Raw genomic sequence first — 18,173 nt, 5'->3', positions numbered from 1 at the left:
CCCCCCCCCCCCCCCCCCCCCCCCCCCCCCCCCCCCCCCCCCCCCCCCCCGCCGTCGTCCCCGGCCCGTCCCGCCCTCAGCGGGAGGCGGCCGCCACCCGCACGCCCAGACCCACGAGCACCGCGCCGGAGGTGGCGTCCAGCCCACGGCGCACCCGGGGACGCCGGAACCAGCTGCCGGCCCGGCCGACGCCGGCCGCCAGCCCCAGGTACAGCGCCGTCTCGACGGCGACCTGCAGCAACCCCAGCAGCGCGGCGGTCACCAGCGGGGAGCTGCCGGCCGGGACGAACTGCGGGTAGAAGGCGATCATGAAGACGGCCAGCTTCGGGTTGGCCAGCTGCACCAGCAGCCCCTCGGCGAAGGCGCCACCCCAGCGCCGGCGCACCGGCCCCGCCGCGGCGCCGGGCTCCTCCACGGGACCGGCGCGCAGCGCCCGCCACAGCGCCCGGCCGCCCAGCCACAGCAGCACCGCCGCCCCGACGGCCCGCAGGACGAGGAAGCCGGCCTCGGACGCGGCGACCGCGGCCGCGACCCCCGCCCCGGCCAGCAGCGCCCAGACGAACAGCCCGGCCTCGAGCCCCAGCACCGTCGGCACCGCGGCGGCGCTCCCCCGCAGGGCCGCCCGGCGCACGACGAGCGCGACGGCCGGTCCCGGGGTCGCGGCGATCAGCAGCACCGCACCCAGGAAGGCGGGCAGCGCGAGCAGCAGCGCCGGGACGTCCACCCGGCCAGCGTGGCAGGGGCCCCTCCCGGCGTCGCTGGTTTTTCCCCGTCCGGTCGTGCCCAGCCGTCCGAGACGCGGGTAATTGGGGATAACGGGCAACTGGAGGACGGCGCGGGCCTCCGGCCGCTCAGCGCCGGCGGTCGCGCCAGAGCCGGCCGTGCAGCCACCACTCGAGCCGGCGGGTGATCCACGGCAGCAGCAGGTAGGTCATCACCGGGGTGAGCGCCAGCGTCACGACCAGCACCCGCAGCGCCACGGGCACGTCGGCCAGCAGCGCCCCGAGGGTCACCGTGGCCAGCAGGTTGAGCGGGTAGAAGACCAGCCAGATCGTCGTCGCCTGCTTCCACCGCGGCGGCGCCGGCGGCCCGGCAGGAGTGGCGACCTCCGTGCTGACCGGCTGGTCGAACCAGCCCTCGATACCGGTGCGGCGCTCGGTGCGGGTCACCTCGGCCAGCCCCTCCGCCGAGCGCAGCCACCAGGCGCGCTCCGCCGAGGCCTCCCAGGCGTCGAGCGCCTCCTGGTCGGCGAAGCGGCAGAGCATGTGCCACTCGTCCGAGCCGCCGCGCGGTCGCACCCACCCGGCGCCGAGGAAGCCCGGGAAGGACTCGGCCATCGTCATGCCGGCCCGGATCCACGCCGTCATCTCCCGGGTGTGCGACGGATCGGCCCGGCGGGTGAAGGAGACGGTGACCGGGAGGCGTGCGGCGGCGACCGGGAGCGACGTCGTCATACCGCCAGGATCGGCGGCCACCGGCGGGCCGCGCAGGCCGTCCGGGCGTGATCTGTCCCGCCCTCGCCGCTCCCCTCCCCCGGCCGGACCACCACCTGGTGCGCCGATTAGTTGGGGATAACGGACGACACGGCGGTCCGGCGGCCTCCCGGGTCCTGCCGGCCGCGTGCGGTTGACTCGCCGGGATGGACGCCGTCGACCGCCTGTGGACCCGCGTGACGGCCGAGGCGCCCCTGCCGCCCACGGTCCTGGCCGGGGCCGCCGCCGTCGCGCTGCTCGTCGTGGCCGCCCCCGCGCTGTGGCGGCCGGCGCGGACCGTCGTCACCATCGCCCACGAGGGCGCGCACGGCCTGGCCGCGCTGGCCACCGGCCGCCGGCTGGCCGGCATCCGGCTGCACTCGGACACCTCGGGGCTCACCGTGTCCCGAGGGCGGCCCACCGGCGCGGGGATGGTGCTCACCTGCGCGGCCGGCTACGTCGGGCCGGGGCTGTTCGGGCTGGGCGCCGCCGCGCTGCTCGCGGCCGGGCACGCCGTCGGGGTGCTGTGGGCGCTGCTGGCCCTGCTCGCGCTCCTGCTGCTGCAGATCCGCAACCTCTACGGCCTGTGGGCGGTGCTGGTCACCGGCGCGGGCCTGGCCGCCGTCACCGCGTGGCTGCCACCGGCCGGGCAGGCCGCCGTCGCCGCCGCGGTCACCTGGTTCCTGCTGCTGGCCGCGCCGCGCACCGTGCTCGAGCTGCAGGGCGCGCGCCGGCGGCGGGCCGCGCCGGACTCCGACGCCGACCAGCTGGCCCGCCTCACCCGGCTGCCCGCGCTGCTGTGGGTGGGCGTGTTCCTGCTGGTCGACCTGGCCGCGATCGGCCTCGCCGTCCGGTGGCTGCTCCTCTAGCGCCCCTGGGAGGAGTACGGGCTGCGCCGCCGCGGCTCGGCGCCGTGCGGCTGGACGACCTTCCCGGTGTCGGGCGCCGGCGGGACGTCGACCACCAGGTCCTCGTGGTCGACGGTCACCCGGCGGCCGTGGTGGTGCACGTCGAGCGGGTCGCCGTCGAGCAGCCGGTAGGTGGCCTGCTCCTTGGTCACGGTGACCTGCAGGACGCGGCCCTGGTAGGCCAGCCGGAAGCGCAGCCGGGTGATCCGCTCGGGCAGCCGCGGCGCGAACAGCAGGTGCCCGTCGTGGTCGCGCATGCCGCCGAACCCGGCGACGGCGACCGTCCACCCGCCGGCCATCGAGGCGATGTGCAGGCCGTGCCCGGAGTTGCCGTGCAGGTTCTGCAGGTCGGTGAGCGCGGCCTCCGCCCAGTAGTCGTAGGCCAGCTCCAGGTGCCCGGTCTCGGCGGCCACCACCGCCTGCTGCGCGGCCGACAGCGAGGAGTCCCGCACCGTGCGGGCCTCGTAGTAGGCGAAGTCGGCGACCTTCTCCTCGAAGGTGAACGCGTCCCCGCGCAGGTGCAGGGCCATCACCAGGTCGGCCTGCTTGACCACCTGCTTGCGGTAGATGTCGAAGTACGGGTAGTGCAGCAGCAGCGGGTAGCACTGCGGCGGCGTGTTCGCGAAGTCCCACTCCTCGTGGTGGGTGAAGGCGTCGGACTGCATGTGCACGCCCAGCCGGGTGTCGTAGGGCACGGCCATCAGCCGCGCGGCCCGCCGCCAGGTCTCCACCTCGTCCTCGGTGACCTCCAGCCGGCCGGCGACGTCGGGCTGCCGGTCGACCGCCGCGGCCGCCTCGCGCAGGTTCCGCTGCGCCATGAGGTTCGTGTAGACGTTGTTGTCCACCACGGCGGTGTACTCGTCGGGCCCGGTGACGCCGTCGATGCGGAAGCCGTGCTCCTCGTCGAAGTGGCCGAGCGACGCCCACAGCCGGGCGGTCTCGATCAGCAGCTCCGCGCCGAAGTCGCGGTCGAACTCCTCGTCCCCGGTGGCGTGCAGGTACCGGACGACGGCGTCGGCGATGTCGGCGTTGATGTGGAAGGCCGCCGTCCCGGCCGGCCAGTACCCGGAGGTCTCCTCGCCGCGGATCGTCCGCCACGGGAAGGCCGCGCCGTGCAGGCCCAGCACGCGGGCCCGCGCCCGGGCCTTGTCCAGGGTCGAGTACCGCCAGTGCAGCGCGTCGCGGGCGGCGTGCGGGGCGATGTAGGTGAGCACCGGCAGCACGTAGGTCTCGGTGTCCCAGAAGGTGTGCCCGTCGTAGCCGGGGCCGGTCAGCCCCTTGGCCGGGATGGGCTGCCGCTCGGCGCGCAGGCCCGCCTGCAGCAGGTGGAAGACACCGACCCGGACGGCCTGCTGCAGCTCGTCGTCGCCCTCGACCTCGACGTCGGCCCCCGCCCAGAACTCGTCGAGGACCTGCCGCTGCTCGTCGGCCAGCCGGGCGAAGCCGGCCAGCTTGGCCGTGGCCAGCGCGCCCTCCACCTGGTCGCGCAGCGCCGCCGCGGACCGCCGCGAGGACCAGCCGTAGGCGAGGTACTTGACCAGCTTCACGCCCGACCCGCGGCCGGGCAGCCGCGCGGCCAGCGTGTAGCGGGCCAGGTCCTCGCCGGCCTCCATGTCCTCGGTGGCGGTGTCGGGCACGTCGACGACGTGGTCCATCCCCGCGGCCATCCGCAGCCTGCTGCGCCGGGTGGCGTGCACCATGACCGCGCGCCGCCCCCGGGCGACGCTGAACTCGTTGACCAGCGGCCGGCGCAGCGCCGCCGCCGCGCGCGGGTCGTCGCCCTCGCTGCCGCTGTCGACCGGCTCGTTGGCCAGCAGGTCCGACTGCAGCGCGATGTAGAGGTCGCCCCGGTCGTCGGTGCACTCGACCTGGTACTCGATCGCGGCGATCGAGCGGCGGCGCAGCGAGACCAGCCGGGTGCTGGTCACCCGCACCGTGCGGCCGTTGGGCGAGCGCCACTCGGTGACCCGGCGCAGCACGCCGCGGCGCAGGTCCAGGCTCCGGCGGTGCTCGACGATCTCGCCGTAGTCCAGGTCCAGCGGGGTGTCGCCGACCAGCAGCCGGACCAGCTTGCCGTCGGTCACGTTGACGACGGTCTGCCCCTGCTCGGGGAAGCCGTAGCCGGCCTCGGCGTAGGGCAGCGGCCGCTCCTCGAAGAAGCCGTTGAGGTAGGTGCCGGGGACGACGACCGGCTCGCCCTCCTCGAACGAGCCGCGCAGCCCGATGTGCCCGTTGGCGAGCGCGAACACCGACTCGTGCACGCCCAGCGACGAGTGGTCCAGGCCGATCTCGGTCAGCGACCACGGCTCGACCGGGAAGGTCGCTCTCCCCTCGGTCACGTGCGGTCCTCCAGCAGCTGGTCGAGGTCGGTCACGACGACGTCGGCGCCGTTCTCCTTGAGCCCGTCGGCCTGCCCGACCCGGTCGACGCCGACGACGAAGCCGAAGTGCCCCGCCCGCCCGGCCGCGACGCCGGCCAGCGCGTCCTCGAACACCGCGGCGGCCGACGGTTCGACGCCCAGCGCGCGGGCGCCGGCCAGGAACGTGTCGGGGGCGGGCTTGCCGCGCAGCCCCTCCCGCGCGGTCACCACGCCGTCGACGCGGGCGTCTATGAGGTCGGCGAAGCCGCCGGCGGCGATGACCTGCTCGCCGTTGGCCGAGGCGGTGACCACCGCGGTGCGCAGGCCCGCCTCCTTGGCCGCGCGCAGGTAGGCGATCGACCCGGGGTAGACCTCGACGCCGTGCTCCTCGAGCTCGGCGAGCAGCAGCTCGTTCTTGCGCCGGCCGATGCCGTGCACCGTCGGCGCGTCCGGCGGGTCCTGCGGGGAGCCCTCGGGCAGCGTGACGCCGCGGCTGGCGAGGAAGTCGCGGACGCCGTCGGCGCGCGGCTTGCCGTCGACGTAGCGGTTGTAGTCGAGCTGGGTGAACTCCGGCGCCTGCGGCTCCCGTGCGCGGAGGAACTCGTCGAAGGTCCGCTTCCAGGCGGCCATGTGCACGGTGGCGGTGCGGGTGAGCACGCCGTCCATGTCGAAGAGGCAGGCACGGATGCCGTCGGGGAGTCCGAGCACGTTGCGGACGCTACCCAGGCCGGTCCCCGGCGACCCGTCGAGATCACGCGGGGGCCCGTCCCGTCCGGGGCGCGCGGCGCGGACCCGCTGCCTAGGGTCGGCGCCGGGACGGCAGCGGCCGCCCCGTCCGCCCGACGAGAGGACCCCGATGGCCGACCGGCCCCAGCCCCCGAGCCCCTACGACTTCCTGCCGCCCGTCCCGTCGTTCACCGTCACCAGCACCGACGTCACCGACGGCGAGGTGCTGCCGATGCCGCACGTCAGCGGCGTCATGGGCGCCGGCGGCGAGGACCACTCCCCGCAGCTGTCCTGGTCCGGCTTCCCCGAGGAGACCAAGGGGTTCGCGGTCACCGTCTACGACCCCGACGCGCCCACCGCCTCCGGTTTCTGGCACTGGGTCGTCACCGGCATCCCCGCCGACGTCACCGAGCTGCCCGCCGGGGCCGGCAGCCGGGACGGCGCGCAGCTGCCGGCGGGCGCCCGGCAGCTGCGCAACGACGCCGGCTTCCGCGGCTACGTCGGCGCCGCTCCCCCGGCCGGTCACGGCCCGCACCGCTACTTCACCGTGGTGCACGCCCTCGACGTCGAGGACATGGGCGTGCCCGACGACGCCAGCCCCGCCTTCCACGGCTTCAACCTCTTCGGCCACACGCTGGCGCGCGCCGTGCTGGTGCCCGTCTACGTCCAGGACTGACCGGTCCGGGACCGGCCGGCCGCCCGCGGGGGCGTCCGGGGCCCGGGGGATCTCGGCCGGCCGGAGTCGCCCCGGGCGCCCCGCGGCGGCTCAGGCCGGCGGGCGGGCGGCGACGCCGGTCGAGCCGAGCCAGGCGAAGCCCACCCGCTCGTACACCCGGGCGACGTCGTCGTCCCCGGCGGTGAGGAACACCAGCTCCGCGGTCTCCCGGGCCTGCGCGACCAGCGCCGAGGCCAGCGCCGCGCCCACCCCGCGGCCGCGGCGGCGCGGTGAGCTGGCCACGCCGACCACCTCGCTGATCTCGGCGCCGTCGACGTCGACCGGCTGGTGCGCGCCCACGGCGACCGGCTCGCCGTCCTCGACGGCGACCATCACCACGGTGCGCCCGGTGGCCACCCGCTCGCGCAGGACGGCGGTGCGCGCCTCGTCCGGCGGGCCGGGGTCGTCCAGCAGCCCCGCGCCGCCCTCCACGTGGGGGGCGAAGCCGCTCTCCAGCAGGTGCTGGTAGTGCGGCAGCCGCGGGTCCTCGCCGCCGACCAGGTACAGCCGCACCCCGTGCGGGAGCAGCAGCTCGACCGGCTCGTCGGCGACCAGCAGCGGGAACTCGGTGACCAGCAGCCCGGCCTCGCGGGCGGCGGCGCCCAGCGTCGGCGTCCGCTCGACCACCCACTCGACGGCGGCCGGCAGCCCCGCCTCCTCCTGCAGCGCGACCGCGGCGCGGACGTCGTCCCCGGTGACCTCGCGGGTGCCCGGGCGCGGGCGGGCCGGAAACGGCCAGGCGGGCGGGCCGATCGGGACCTCGAGCGGGCCGGCGGCGACCGGCGGGGCGTCGGGCAGGGACGCGGCGACGGCGTACTGCTCGACGCGGTCGAGCAGCCCGGGACGCGTCGGCACACCGGCACCCTAGACGCGGACACCCGGGACGGCGCCGCCCGAGGCCGCCCGGGGCCCGTCCCCCACCCCGGCGGGTGACCCGGCGGCGAGGGGCCGCGCACCCGGGCGGCACGATGGACCCGTGACGGCCGGGACCCGCCCCTCGATCTCGCCCTACGCGGCGTTCGACCGCGACACGTGGCGGTCGCTGGCCGCCACCCGCACGCTGCCCCTGGACGAGGCCGACCTGCGCGCGCTGCGCAGCCTGGGCGACCGCATCGACCTCGACGAGGTCGCCACCGTCTACCTGCCCCTGGCCGAGCTGCTCAACCTGCACGTCACCGCCAGCCAACGGCTGTGGGCGGCGCGCAACCGGTTCCTCGGCGACACCACCGCCAAGGTCCCCTACGTCATCGCGGTCGCCGGCAGCGTCGCCGTCGGCAAGAGCACCACCGCCCGGCTGCTGCAGACCCTGCTGGCCGCCGCCCCCGGCTCCCCACGGGTCGACCTGGTCACCACCGACGGCTTCCTGTGGCCCAACTCCGTCCTCGAGGCCCGCGGCCTCATGGCCCGCAAGGGCTTCCCCGAGAGCTACGACCGGCGCGCGCTCATCCGCTTCCTGTCCGACGTGAAGTCCGGCCGCGGCGAGGTCAGCGCGCCGGTCTACTCCCACCAGTCCTACGACGTGCTGCCCGGCCGGCGGCAGGTGGTCGACCGGCCCGACGTCCTCGTGCTCGAGGGGCTCAACGTGCTGCAGGCCGGCCGCCGCGACGACGGCCGGGTGCCGGAGGTGTTCCTCTCGGACTTCTTCGACTTCTCCGTCTACGTCGACGCCGCCGAGGCCGACATCCAGCAGTGGTACGTCGAGCGGTTCCTCGCCCTGCGGCGCACCGCCTTCGCCGACACCTCCGCCTACTTCCACCGCTACGCCGACCTCAGCGACGACGACGCCCGCGCCACCGCGCTGTCGATCTGGGCCGCGGTCAACGGCCCCAACCTGCGGCAGAACATCGCCCCCACCCGCTCGCGCGCCCGGCTGGTGCTGCAGAAGGCGGCCGACCACTCGGTGCGCCGGGTGCTGCTGCGCAAGCTCTGACATCCTCCCCCTCGTGGTTGCCCGTCCCGAGCCGCTCACGCGGCGGTTAAGTTGGGGATAACGGTCGAACGGCCGGCGGGGCGGCGCGCATGGTCCGCCCACCGCCGCGGTTGTCGCCATGGCGAGGACTGACGACCCGATCGGGTCAGGTGGTGAGGTTCGTCACCTGACACCGCCCCCGGGTCGGCGCACACTCGGAGGCGTCCGGTCATCGGACACTCACCGTCAGTGATGTCGGCGGTCCCGCCGCCGCCCCGATCCGGAGTCCTCCCGATGTGCGTACACCCCACCCCCTGCCCCGACGCCGCCACCGACGCGCGTGACCTCGCGGTCGTCGTGAGCAGCCACCCGGAGCAGGGCTGGAGCCTGCTGTGCAACGGCGTCGTCCTCTTCGACGACGACGGCGAGCTGCTCCCCGACGGCAGCGCCGTCGCCGACCACCACCAGTGGCGGACCGCCGGGCTGGTCCGCGCGTAGCGGGAGCCGCCGGAACGACCGGGCGCCCGTCCCTCTCGCGGGGACGGGCGCCCGGTCGTTACCGGGCTCAGTCGAAGGCCGCCGCCCCGGCGTCGCCGAACAGGCCGGCGAAGGCCGCGGTGTCGGGCGCCGGGTCCCCGGGCCCCGCGGACTGCGCGAGGAGCAGCCCGCGCGACCCGTCGACGGCGACACCGACCAGCTTGGTGACCGTGTCGCCCCACCCCTCGACCGTGACCTGCAGGCCGGCGCTCTCGCCGCCGACCGCGGGCAGGTCCAGGGGCGCGAGCCGCACCGTGGCGTCGAGGCCCCACGGAGCACTGACCGTCACCGACGAGCAGGCGCCCAGCAGCTCGTCAACCGGCAGCGTCAGGCCGGTGAGCTCCGGCGACTCGGCCAGCACCTGGTAGGTGCGCACCTCGTCGCTGCGGGCGACCTGCGCCGCGACCACCGGGTCGGCCGCGTCGTCGGCGGGCTGCGGCAGCGCCTCCAGCACGTCGGCGCACGCCGCGGGCTCCACCCTCACCCCCTCGGGCGGGCCGTCGTGCTCGCCGTCGTCGTCGCGGTCGTGCCAGCCGCCCCAGCCCCGGCCCCAGCCCCAGCCGTCGCCGTCGCCGTCGTCGTCGCCGTCGCCGTCGTCGAGCCGGACGACGGACGCGTCCGGGCCGAACGCCTCGGCGGGCAGCAGCCGGTCCCCGAGGTCGCCGGCGGCCGGCGTCTCCCCGGGCGTGCCGGGATCCTCGGCGGGGATGGGGTCGGGGGCCTCCTCGGTGGCCGCCGCCGGGCTCACGTCCTCGGGCCCGGCCGTCTGCTCCCCGGTCCCCCCGCACGCCGCGAGCAGCGCCGCCCCGCAGGCCAGCACCCCCGCGCACGCCGTCCGCCGCACCCGTCGCGTCCTTCCCGCCATGCGGTGATGGTCCCCCTCGCCGGGGAGCGGCGTCGAGGGGTCGGAACCGGACCGCGCCCCGAGCCGTTGGTCCGCCGTCCGTCACCGTCGCCGGAGGTGCCCCCGTGCCGACCGCCCTGCTCTCCCTCCCCGCCCCCGCCGAGCAGGCCGAGCGGCTGGTCGCCGCCGGCGCCCACGAGCGCGCGGGCCTGTCGGCGACCGAGCTGCGCGCGCCGGCGGCGGGCGTCCCGGACGACGGCCTGCTCGTCCTCGCGCCGTCGCTGCTGCCGGCCGGCGCCCTGGTGGAGCTGGTGTCCTGGCGGGACCGGCCGGTGTTCGTCGTCGTGGACCTGACCGACCTCGACGCCTTCGCCCCGCTGGAGGACGCCGCCCCGCCCGCCGACGTCTACGCCCTCTCCGCCCCCGAGCGCGGCGACGGGTTCCGCAACTGCACGCCGGACGAGTCGCTGCCCCGCATCCGCGCCGCCGGCCGGACCCCGCTGACGGTGACCGAGGGGCTGACCTGGCTGCTGCAGTGCCCCGACCTGCTGGAGCGCAACGCCTGCACGATGACCGTCGGCTCCCGGCTGCGGCGGGCCGACGGGTCGCTGGACGCCCGCACCCCGGCGCTGTGGATCAGCAACGGCACCGGCCGCGACGGCCCCGAGCGGCGGGGCACGGCGAAGGTCGGCTGGTGCTGGGCGGGCAACCGGCACACCTGGCTGGGCATCGCCTCCGCCGCCGGCCGCACCCCGGTGACGTGAGGGGACGGCCCCGCTGCCGGGTCCCGGGCCGGGCGTGCGAGGCCCGGGACCCTGCGGCGGGGTCCTCCGACTAGGCCTGGGCGCCCACCACGTCGGCGGTGGTGCCCAGGTCGTCGGGGGCGCCCTCGCCGCGGTCGGGCACGTGCGTCCGCGGCGTGTGCGCCGGCTCCGGCTCGGCGAAGGCCTCCGGCGGCGGGCAGGAGCAGACCAGGTTGCGGTCGCCGAAGGCCTGGTCGATCCGGCGCACCGGCGACAGGTAGCCGCGGGTGACCAGCGAGGGCACCGGGAACACCGCCGCGCCGCGCGGATAGGGCCGGTCCCAGTCCCCGGCGAGCATCTTCAGCGTGTGCGGGGCGTTGCGCAGCGGGTTGTCCGCCTTGTCGTACTCCCCCGACGCGACCCGCTCGATCTCCCCGCGGATGGTCACCATCGCCTCGACGAACCGGTCGAGCTCGGCCTTGTCCTCGCTCTCGGTCGGCTCGACCATCAGCGTGCCGGCCACCGGGAAGCTCATCGTCGGCGCGTGGAAGCCGAAGTCGACCAGCCGCTTGGCGATGTCGTCGTTGGTGATGCCGGTGGCCCGGGTCAGCGGCCGGATGTCGAGGATGCACTCGTGGGCGACCAGCCCGCCCGCGCCGGTGTAGAGCACCGGGAAGTGCTCGCGCAGCCGGGCGGCGAGGTAGTTGGCGCCCAGCACCGCGTGCTCGGTGGCCCGCCGCAGCCCGTCGGGGCCCATCAGCCGCAGGTAGGCCCACGAGATCGGCAGGATCCCGGCCGACCCCCACGGCGCGGCCGACACGGCCGGGCCGGAGCCGCCGGTGTCGGCCAGCGGGTGGCCCGGCAGGAACGGCACCAGGTGCTCCCGGACGCCGATCGGCCCGACGCCGGGCCCGCCGCCGCCGTGCGGGATGCAGAAGGTCTTGTGGAGGTTGAGGTGGCTGACGTCGGAGCCGAACCGGCCCGGCCGCGCCAGCCCGACCATCGCGTTGAGGTTGGCGCCGTCGACGTACACCTGCCCGCCGGCGTCGTGCACCGCGGCGCAGATCTCGCGGACCTCGGTCTCGAACACCCCGTGCGTCGACGGGTAGGTGATCATGATGGCGGCCAGCCGCTCGGCGTGCTGGTCGATCTTGGCGCGCAGGTCGGCGACGTCGACGTTGCCGGCCTCGTCGCAGGCCACCACGACCACCCGCATCCCGGCCATCACCGCGCTGGCGGCGTTGGTGCCGTGCGCGGAGCTGGGGATCAGGCAGACGTCGCGGTGCGACTCGCCGCGGGAGGCGTGGTAGCCGCGGATCGCCAGCAGCCCGGCGAACTCGCCCTGCGAGCCGGCGTTGGGCTGCACGCTCACCGCGGCGTACCCGGTGATCTCGGCCAGCCAGGTGCACAGCTCGTCGATCAGCTGCCGGTAGCCGCGCGCCCGCTCGGCCGGGGCGAAGGGGTGCAGCCCGGCGAACTCCGGCCAGGTGATCGCGGCCATCTCGACGGCGGAGTTGAGCTTCATGGTGCACGAGCCCAGCGGGATCATCGTGCGGTCCAGCGCCAGGTCCTTGTCCGACAGCGAGCGCAGGTAGCGCATCATCGCCGTCTCCGAGCGGTGCGCGGAGAAGACCGGGTGGGTGAGGAACGGGGTGCGCCGGCGCAGGGCGGCGGGCAGCGCGTCCGGGCCGTCGTCGTCGAGGGCGGACCCGTCCGCGGCGACGCCGAACGCCTCGGCCACCCGGCGCAGCACCTCCGGCGTCGTCGTCTCGTCGCAGGCGACGGCGACGGTGTCGGCGTCGACCCGGCGCAGGTCGATCCGCCGGGCCGCGGCGGCGGCGACCACCTCGTCGGCCCGGCCGGGGACGCGGGCCTGCACGGTGTCGAAGAACGCGTCGTGGACGACCTCGACGCCGCCGGCGCGCAACCACCCGGCCAGCGCCAGCGCGCTGCGGTGCACCCGGGCGGCGATCGCGGTCAGCCCCTCGGCCCCGTGGTAGACGGCGTAGGCGCCGGCCATGACGGCGAGCAGCACCTGCGCGGTGCAGATGTTGCTGGTCGCCTTCTCCCGGCGGATGTGCTGCTCGCGGGTCTGCAGCGCCAGCCGGTAGGCGACGTCGCCGTCGGCGTCGACCGACACCCCGACCAGCCGCCCGGGCAGCTGCCGGGCCAGGCCCTCGCGCACCGACAGGTAGCCGGCGTGCGGGCCGCCGTAGCCCAGCGGGACCCCGAAGCGCTGCGTGCTGCCGCAGGCGACGTCGGCACCCCACTCGCCCGGCGCCTCGAGCAGGGTGAGCGCCAGGACGTCGGCGGCGACGACGACGGCCGCGCCGGCGGCGTGCGCGGCGTCGGCCAGCGCCCGGTGGTCGCGGACCGCGCCGCTGGCGCCCGGGTAGGACACCAGCACGCCGAACGCGCCGGCCTCGGGCAGGTCGGCCGGCCAGCCGGCGGACAGGTCGGCGACGTGCAGCCGGATGCCCAGCGGCTCGGCGCGGGTCTGCAGCACCGCGAGGGTCTGCGGCAACGTGTCGGCGTCGACGACGAACACCGCGTCGGGCTTCGCGCGCCCGGCGCGGCGCACCAGCGTCATCGCCTCGGCCGCGGCGGTGGCCTCGTCCAACATCGACGCGCCGGCGACGGGCAGGCCGGTGAGGTCGGCGACCATCGTCTGGAAGTTCAGCAGCGCCTCGAGCCGGCCCTGGCTGATCTCGGGCTGGTAGGGCGTGTAGGCGGTGTACCAGGCGGGGTTCTCCAGCACGTTGCGCTGGATGACCGCCGGGGTGACCGTGCCGGAGTAGCCCAGCCCGATCATCGGGACGGTGACCTGGTTGGCCGCGGCCCGCTCGCGCAGCTCGGCGAGCACGGTGGCCTCGTCGGCGGCCGGGGGCAGCGAGAGCTCGTCGCGGTCGCGCACCGCCTCGGGGACGGTGGCGTCGACCAGCGACTGCAGCGAGTCGTGGCCGACGGCCTCGAGCATCGCGGCGGTCTCGTCCGCCCGGGGGCCGATGTGCCGGCCGGCGAAGGAACCCGCGGGGCTCAGGGAGCGCAACGACGGGAGGGAGTGAGCAGCGTCCGCCACTGCCACGACGCTACCAGCGCCTCCCGCGCGGGAACGGCGGACCGCCCACGGCCGCCGGGCGGGGCGTTCCCCCGGACGCGCGGGAGGGGCGTCCCGCGGGGTGCGGGACGCCCCTCCCGGACGTGCGGGTCGGCTACGCGGTCTGGGCGCGGCGACGGCGGCGCAGGGCCAGCTCGTCGTCGGCCGCGTGCAGCGGCGCGCCGTCCAGCCGCTCCGCGGGCAGCTCGGCCAGCTCGCCGGACAGCTCGCGCAGCGCGCCGGACACCGCGATGCCGAAGACGCCCTGCCCGCCGGCGAGCAGGTCGACGACCTCCTCGGCCGAGGTGCACTCGTAGACCGTCGCCCCGTCGGAGAACAGCGTGACGTTGGCGAGGTCCTTGATCCCGCGGTTGCGCAGGTGGTCGACGGCCTTGCGGATGTTCTGCAGCGACACCCCCGTGTCGAGCAGCCGCTTGACCACCTTCAGCACCAGGATGTCGCGGAACGAGTACAGCCGCTGTGTCCCCGACCCGGTGGCGCTGCGCACCGAGGGGGCGACCAGACCGGTACGGGCCCAGTAGTCCAGCTGGCGGTAGGTGATCCCGGCGGCGGCACACGCCGTCGGGCCGCGGTACCCGACGAGGTCGGTGTCGACCTCGTCGTAGTCCGTCGCCCCCACGGCGGCGTCGCTGAAGAGCTGACCCTGGGAGCCCTCGCTCTGGTCGCTCACGTCAGCGTCCTCCTTCGAGTCCCGCCACGGGCGCGGCGGAGCGTCCCGGAGTGCTCCCGCTTCCCCACGGGTCACACCGGTGTTGTCCGCGACCGTAAGCCGGGCCCCCAGGGCGGTCAACTGACGCGGGCGGCGTGTCGCCCCACTCACCCCGAGAGAGTGGTATCGGCAGCTCCGCGCCGGACTCCAGCGTTCTGTGACTGGTGTGACGAGCGAGGCACACGGGGTCCCACCCGTCCCGTGGGTGCACGCGCGGCAGCCGGGACGCCGCTCCCCGGCGGCGTCCCGCGCCCACCGGGCGTCAGGCGCCGCCGGAGCCGGAACCGGCGCCGAAGTCCTCGGGCGAGATCTGGTCGAGGAACTCGCGGAACTTCTCGACCTCGTCCTCCTGCTCGTCGGGGATCTCGATCCCGACCTCGTCGAGCAGCTCCTCGGCGCCGTAGATGGGGGCGCCGGTGCGCACGGCCAGGGCGACGGCGTCCGACGGGCGGGCGCTGACCACCCGGTCGTCACCGAAGTCCAGCTCGGCGATGTAGATGCCGTCGCGCATCTCGGTGATGTTGACCGCCTCGAGGGTGGCGCCGAGGGTGCGCACGACCTCGCGGAGCAGGTCGTGGGTCATCGGCCGCGCCGGCCGCACGCCCTGCTGCTCGAACGCGATGGCGGCGGCCTCGACCGCGCCGATCCAGATCGGCAGGTACCGCTCCCCCTGCGTCTCCTTCAGCAGCAGGATCGGCTGGTTGCCGGGCAGCTCGACCCGGACCCCGACGACTCTGAGTTCCTGCACGGTGTTGCTCCTCAGCTGCGGCGGTACGGGGAGGCGCCGGTGCGCGGTGACGGACGGCCGGTCCGGCGGCTGGGTCCACCGTACGCCGGACTCACGGGCGCAACAGGTCGCGCAGTCGCGCCTCCAGCAGCGCCCGGTGCAACTGCGCCGACAGCGCCGCGAGCTCGGCCAGCTGCTCGGTGGCGCGGGCCCGCGCGTCCTCCGAGCGGGAGCGCAGCACCGGCGCGAGCAGCTGCTCGACCAGGGCGGCCTCCCGTTCCGCGCCGGTGCGGAACACCCGCAGGTGGCGCGGCTCGATGCCGTGCCGGGCCAGCCCCGCGGCCGCCCGCGCGACCGGCAGGTCGCCGGCCGGGTGCCGCCCGTCGGCGTCGGGGACGAGCAGCCCGAACTGGACGCAGTCGCCCAGCTGGGCCGGTGTCAGCCCGGCCGCCGCGGCGAACGCGGCGGCCGCCATCGGCCCGGACGCCGCCGCGGCGTCCCCGTCCGGCCGGAGCTCCTCCGGCACGGCCGGGGCGGCCGGGTCCGGCACCGGCTCCCCGCGGTCGAGCGCGTCCAGGTGCTCCTTGATGACCCGCAGCGGGAGGTAGTGGTCCCGCTGGGCGGTGAGCACGTACCGCAGCCGGTCGACGTCGGCCCGGGAGAACTTCCGGTACCCCGACGGCGTCCGCTGCGGGGAGACCAGGCCCTCGGCCTCGAGGAACCGGATCTTGCTGATGGTCACGTCGGGGAAGTCGTCGCGCAGGGCGCCCAGCACCGCCCCGATGGTCAGGCGGGGGGTGCGGGCGTCGGGCGCGCCGTCCCCGGACGCGCCGGCGGGCGCGGAACGCAAGGGATCAGCGCCCCGCTGTCAGCGGGCGGCGGGCTCGCCGGTGCGCGGGCCGGTCAGGTAGACGAGGCGGAACTTGCCGATCTGCACCTCGTCGCCGCCGGACAGGGTCGCGACGTCGACCGGCTCCCGGTTGACGTAGGTGCCGTTGAGGCTGCCGACGTCGTGCACCGAGAAGCCGCCGCCCTCGCGGTGGAACTCCACGTGCCGGCGGCTGACGGTCACGTCGTCGAGGAAGATGTCGCTGTCGGGGTGCCGGCCGGCGGTGGTGACGTCCTGGTCGAGCAGGAAGCGGCTGCCGGCGTTCGGACCGCGCTTGACCACGAGCAGCGCCGACCCGGCGGGCAGGGACTCGACCGCCCCGGCGTGCGCGTCGGCCGAGGGCTCCGCGGCCTCCGGGACGTCGCCGGTGTCCTCGCCGCCGACCTTGGGGATGACGCTCGTCGACTCCCCGACGCGCTCCTGGGAGAGGGCGGCGCCGCACTGCGCGCAGAAGCGACTGCCCTCGGGGTTGTCGTGGCCACAACGAGTGCAGTGCACGTCTGTCTCCTCCGGTGCAGGGGGCACCGCCGCGGGCATGAGGTCCTGCCGCGGGCGGCCGGCGGACGACGGCACCGGACGGTGTCGTCGCGGGTCGGCCGCCGTGCGGGGCACGGCGGGCCGTTGGTCATGGAACCAGCGGTGGTCCCGAGGGTCAACCGGACGCCGGGGAGGTGTCACAACTGTCCCACGGGGCCGTCGAGGGCCCGTTCCCAGGGGCAGCATAGTGATCGTCCCCGGGCGCCCGGGCGGCCCGGGGGGTGGTCAGGACGCGTCGACCAGCGCCTGGTAGGCGGCCGCGTCGAGCAGGTCGGCGGTGGGGTCGCCGCCGTCGCCGGCCACGGTGATCTCGACCAGCCAGCCGGTGCCGTAGGGGTCGGCGTTGATGGTCTCCGGGGCGTCGCCGAGGGCCTCGTTGACCGCCGAGACGGTCCCGGCCACGGGCGAGTAGACGTCGGACACCGACTTGGTCGACTCGACCTCGCCGATCGGGTGGCCGGGGCCGACCTCCTCCCCCACCTCGGGCAGCTGCACGAACACGATGTCGCCGAGCGCGTCCTGCGCGTGGTCGGTGATGCCGACCCGGACGACCGTGCCCGCCTCCCCGCTGCCCTGCACGAGCGCCCACTCGTGCTGGTCGGTGTAGCGGCGGTCGTCGGGCGTGCTCATGCGGTGTCGTCTCCAGGTCGGTCCGTGGCCCTCCTGCAGGGGCCCGCGCCGAGCGTCAGCGAGGCGTGGGGGGCAGGAGGGTCCTCAGTCGGTGTCGGGCTGAGCGTATTGAGGCTCGTCGAGCGGCCGCAACGCGTCCACCACGACGCGGTCGCGCTGCTCGATGTCGACGCTGCCGCCCTGCCGGCCGACCCGGTCCACGACGCCGCCGGGGATGCTCATCGCCGTCTGCAGGTCCTGCGGGGAGCCGATGACGACGACCTCGTAGGGGGCGCTCACCGCCCGCCCGTCGACCTGGAGGGCGCCCGGCACGCCGGTGACGGCGGTGGAGACGCCGACCCGCACGCCGTCGATCTGCATGGTCTCCGCCCCGGCGCCGCGCAGCTCCTGGATCGCGTCGAGCAGGTCGGCGACCCGCACCTGCGCCTCGGGGTCGCGGATGGTCATGACCAGGCCCGGCCCCTCGGCGGCGACGGTGCCGTTGAGGACGGCCAGGGCGTCGGCGCGCTCGTTGGCGTCCTCGAGGGCGGCGGCCGAGCGGCTGTCGGTGTCGGACAGGTCGCGCAGCGCGCTGCGCTGGTCGGCGATCTGGGCGCGCAGCCGCTCCTCCTCGAGGTCGAGGTCGTCGAGGATCGCGACGAGCTCCTCCTCGCGGGCGCCCTCCAGCGCCTGGCCGGTGTCGGTGCTGCGCACCTGCACCGCGATCGCGAAGCCGAGCAGCAGGGTGAGGACGCCGATCAGCAGGCCGGCGACCAGGCGCTGCCGGGGGCGCCGCGGGGCGGCCGGGGCCCGCTCCGGGGTGGCGGCGTCCTCCCCCGCAGGCGGCTCCCCCGCGGTCGGCTCCCCGGCGGGCCGCGCGGCGGGCTCGGGGAGGTCGTCGGCGGGCCCGGGGACCTCGACGGCCGGGGCGGTCCCCGCGGCCGGGGCCTCGGCGGGGCCGGCGTCGGCGACCTCCGGCCCGGCGTCGGCCGGGCCGGGCGGGCGGGGGTCGTCCCCGGCGGGACGCGGGGTGCCGCTCATGCCCGGAACAGGTGCCGGCGGATGGCCGCGGCGTTGCCGAAGATGCGGATGCCGAGGACGACGACGACCGCCGTGGACAGCTGGGCGCCGACGCCGAGCTGGTCGCCGAGGAAGACGATCAGCCCGGCGACGACGACGTTCGACACGAACGAGATGACGAACACCTTGGCGTCGAAGATGCCGTCGAGGCGGGCGCGGGCGCCGCCGAACACCGCGTCGAGCGCGGCGACCACCGCGATCGGCAGGTAGGGCTGCAGCCACAGCGGGACGGTGGGGTCGAGGACGAGGCCGAGCGCGATGCCGACGGCCAGGCCGATGACGGGGATCACC

At 76.2% G+C, this 18,173-nt stretch carries 19 protein-coding genes; 5 read left to right on the top strand and 14 right to left on the bottom strand.

Translation table 11 applies throughout. The features are described 5' to 3' along the window. Window positions 1–76: 76 nt before the first annotated feature. Both ACI79Z_RS09535 and ACI79Z_RS09530 read right to left on the bottom strand, forming a co-directional pair. The gene (locus ACI79Z_RS09535) at window positions 77–724 is read right to left on the bottom strand and encodes a LysE family translocator (protein WP_456902468.1); all 648 of its coding nucleotides are present in this window, start codon (window positions 722–724) and stop codon (window positions 77–79) included. Between the two features lie 127 nt (window positions 725–851). Further along, window positions 852–1,454, bottom strand: a complete 603-nt coding sequence (locus tag ACI79Z_RS09530) for an antibiotic biosynthesis monooxygenase (protein ID WP_456902467.1) — start codon at window positions 1,452–1,454, stop codon at window positions 852–854. Between the two features lie 185 nt (window positions 1,455–1,639). Here ACI79Z_RS09530 and ACI79Z_RS09525 point away from each other — a divergent pair, with 185 nt between their 5' ends. Next, window positions 1,640–2,341 carry a M50 family metallopeptidase gene (locus ACI79Z_RS09525; RefSeq protein ID WP_456902466.1) on the top strand — a complete coding sequence of 234 codons (702 nt, stop codon included), beginning with the start codon at window positions 1,640–1,642 and terminating at the stop codon, window positions 2,339–2,341. Here ACI79Z_RS09525 and ACI79Z_RS09520 read toward each other — a convergent pair. Both ACI79Z_RS09520 and ACI79Z_RS09515 read right to left on the bottom strand, forming a co-directional pair. Further along, window positions 2,338–4,719 carry a glycoside hydrolase family 65 protein gene (locus ACI79Z_RS09520; RefSeq protein WP_456902465.1) on the bottom strand — a complete coding sequence of 794 codons (2,382 nt, stop codon included), beginning with the start codon at window positions 4,717–4,719 and terminating at the stop codon, window positions 2,338–2,340. The two genes, ACI79Z_RS09525 and ACI79Z_RS09520, sit on opposite strands and share 4 nt — an antisense overlap. Beyond that, complete coding sequence (locus ACI79Z_RS09515; RefSeq protein WP_387988185.1) at window positions 4,716–5,447, bottom strand: HAD family hydrolase; 732 nt, start codon at window positions 5,445–5,447, stop codon at window positions 4,716–4,718. Before ACI79Z_RS09515 ends, ACI79Z_RS09520 begins: the two co-directional genes overlap by 4 nt. 148 nt (window positions 5,448–5,595) lie before the next feature. On the opposite strand from ACI79Z_RS09515, the gene ACI79Z_RS09510 reads away from it, so the two are divergent. Beyond that, on the top strand, window positions 5,596–6,141 hold the full coding sequence (locus tag ACI79Z_RS09510) for a YbhB/YbcL family Raf kinase inhibitor-like protein (RefSeq protein ID WP_456902464.1): 546 nt from the start codon (window positions 5,596–5,598) through the stop codon (window positions 6,139–6,141). Window positions 6,142–6,231: 90 nt separating this feature from the next. Here ACI79Z_RS09510 and ACI79Z_RS09505 read toward each other — a convergent pair whose 3' ends face one another. Further along, a complete protein-coding gene (locus ACI79Z_RS09505) occupies window positions 6,232–7,035 on the bottom strand; it encodes a GNAT family N-acetyltransferase (protein WP_387988183.1) in 804 nt (267 codons plus the stop codon). 121 nt (window positions 7,036–7,156) lie between these two features. On the opposite strand from ACI79Z_RS09505, the gene coaA reads away from it, so the two are divergent. Further along, window positions 7,157–8,110, top strand: coding sequence for a type I pantothenate kinase (coaA, locus tag ACI79Z_RS09500; RefSeq protein WP_387988182.1), 954 nt, complete (start codon window positions 7,157–7,159; stop codon window positions 8,108–8,110). A 273-nt stretch (window positions 8,111–8,383) separates the two neighbouring features. Further along, complete coding sequence (locus ACI79Z_RS09495) at window positions 8,384–8,587, top strand: DUF5999 family protein (RefSeq protein WP_387988181.1); 204 nt, start codon at window positions 8,384–8,386, stop codon at window positions 8,585–8,587. Between the two features lie 67 nt (window positions 8,588–8,654). Here ACI79Z_RS09495 and ACI79Z_RS09490 read toward each other — a convergent pair whose 3' ends face one another. Then, the gene (locus ACI79Z_RS09490; protein ID WP_456902463.1) at window positions 8,655–9,491 is read right to left on the bottom strand and encodes a hypothetical protein; all 837 of its coding nucleotides are present in this window, start codon (window positions 9,489–9,491) and stop codon (window positions 8,655–8,657) included. Window positions 9,492–9,595: 104 nt separating this feature from the next. Between ACI79Z_RS09490 and ACI79Z_RS09485 the strand changes: the two genes are divergently transcribed. Continuing rightward, a complete protein-coding gene (locus tag ACI79Z_RS09485) occupies window positions 9,596–10,234 on the top strand; it encodes a DUF5701 family protein (RefSeq protein ID WP_456902462.1) in 639 nt (212 codons plus the stop codon). A 70-nt stretch (window positions 10,235–10,304) separates the two neighbouring features. On the opposite strand, the gene gcvP is transcribed toward ACI79Z_RS09485, so the two are convergent. From gcvP to ACI79Z_RS09445, 8 genes are all read right to left on the bottom strand, one after another. After that, entirely contained in the window at window positions 10,305–13,292 is a 2,988-nt protein-coding gene (gene gcvP / locus ACI79Z_RS09480) for an aminomethyl-transferring glycine dehydrogenase (RefSeq protein ID WP_456902461.1), read from the bottom strand. 133 nt (window positions 13,293–13,425) lie between these two features. Next, window positions 13,426–14,001: a MerR family transcriptional regulator gene (locus tag ACI79Z_RS09475; protein ID WP_456902460.1), complete on the bottom strand. Its 576-nt coding sequence runs from the start codon at window positions 13,999–14,001 to the stop codon at window positions 13,426–13,428. A 301-nt stretch (window positions 14,002–14,302) separates the two neighbouring features. Next, window positions 14,303–14,788 carry a bifunctional nuclease family protein gene (locus ACI79Z_RS09470; RefSeq protein ID WP_387988177.1) on the bottom strand — a complete coding sequence of 162 codons (486 nt, stop codon included), beginning with the start codon at window positions 14,786–14,788 and terminating at the stop codon, window positions 14,303–14,305. Between the two features lie 91 nt (window positions 14,789–14,879). Further along, window positions 14,880–15,617, bottom strand: a complete 738-nt coding sequence (gene ftsR, locus ACI79Z_RS09465; protein ID WP_456902459.1) for a transcriptional regulator FtsR — start codon at window positions 15,615–15,617, stop codon at window positions 14,880–14,882. Between the two features lie 18 nt (window positions 15,618–15,635). Then, window positions 15,636–16,154, bottom strand: a complete 519-nt coding sequence (odhI, locus tag ACI79Z_RS09460; protein ID WP_387988175.1) for an oxoglutarate dehydrogenase inhibitor Odhl — start codon at window positions 16,152–16,154, stop codon at window positions 15,636–15,638. Between the two features lie 264 nt (window positions 16,155–16,418). Next, window positions 16,419–16,823, bottom strand: coding sequence for a glycine cleavage system protein GcvH (gene gcvH, locus ACI79Z_RS09455; RefSeq protein WP_456902458.1), 405 nt, complete (start codon window positions 16,821–16,823; stop codon window positions 16,419–16,421). A gap of 84 nt (window positions 16,824–16,907) precedes the next feature. Further along, window positions 16,908–17,843, bottom strand: coding sequence for a DUF881 domain-containing protein (locus tag ACI79Z_RS09450; RefSeq protein WP_456902457.1), 936 nt, complete (start codon window positions 17,841–17,843; stop codon window positions 16,908–16,910). Continuing rightward, window positions 17,840–18,172, bottom strand: a complete 333-nt coding sequence (locus ACI79Z_RS09445) for a small basic family protein (RefSeq protein WP_387988172.1) — start codon at window positions 18,170–18,172, stop codon at window positions 17,840–17,842. Before ACI79Z_RS09445 ends, ACI79Z_RS09450 begins: the two co-directional genes overlap by 4 nt. Window position 18,173: the final 1 nt, after the last annotated feature.

The sequence above is a fragment of the Geodermatophilus sp. SYSU D00663 genome, from assembly GCF_054050655.1.
Note: the sequence above shows the minus strand (reverse complement) of the source record. Positions and strands in the feature narration are given on the sequence as shown.

What these genes read in the sequence shown, in the direction of transcription:
- ACI79Z_RS09510 (WP_456902464.1), top strand. Translation starts at nt 5,596, where the DNA reads ATGGCCGACCGGCCCCAGCCCCCGAGCCCCTACGACTTCCTGCCGCCC.
- ACI79Z_RS09490 (WP_456902463.1), bottom strand. Translation starts at nt 9,491, where the DNA reads ATGGCGGGAAGGACGCGACGGGTGCGGCGGACGGCGTGCGCGGGGGTG.
- gcvH (WP_456902458.1), bottom strand. Translation starts at nt 16,823, where the DNA reads ATGAGCACGCCCGACGACCGCCGCTACACCGACCAGCACGAGTGGGCG.
- ACI79Z_RS09495 (WP_387988181.1), top strand. Translation starts at nt 8,384, where the DNA reads ATGTGCGTACACCCCACCCCCTGCCCCGACGCCGCCACCGACGCGCGT.
- ACI79Z_RS09530 (WP_456902467.1), bottom strand. Translation starts at nt 1,454, where the DNA reads ATGACGACGTCGCTCCCGGTCGCCGCCGCACGCCTCCCGGTCACCGTC.
- ACI79Z_RS09525 (WP_456902466.1), top strand. Translation starts at nt 1,640, where the DNA reads ATGGACGCCGTCGACCGCCTGTGGACCCGCGTGACGGCCGAGGCGCCC.
- ACI79Z_RS09450 (WP_456902457.1), bottom strand. Translation starts at nt 17,843, where the DNA reads ATGAGCGGCACCCCGCGTCCCGCCGGGGACGACCCCCGCCCGCCCGGC.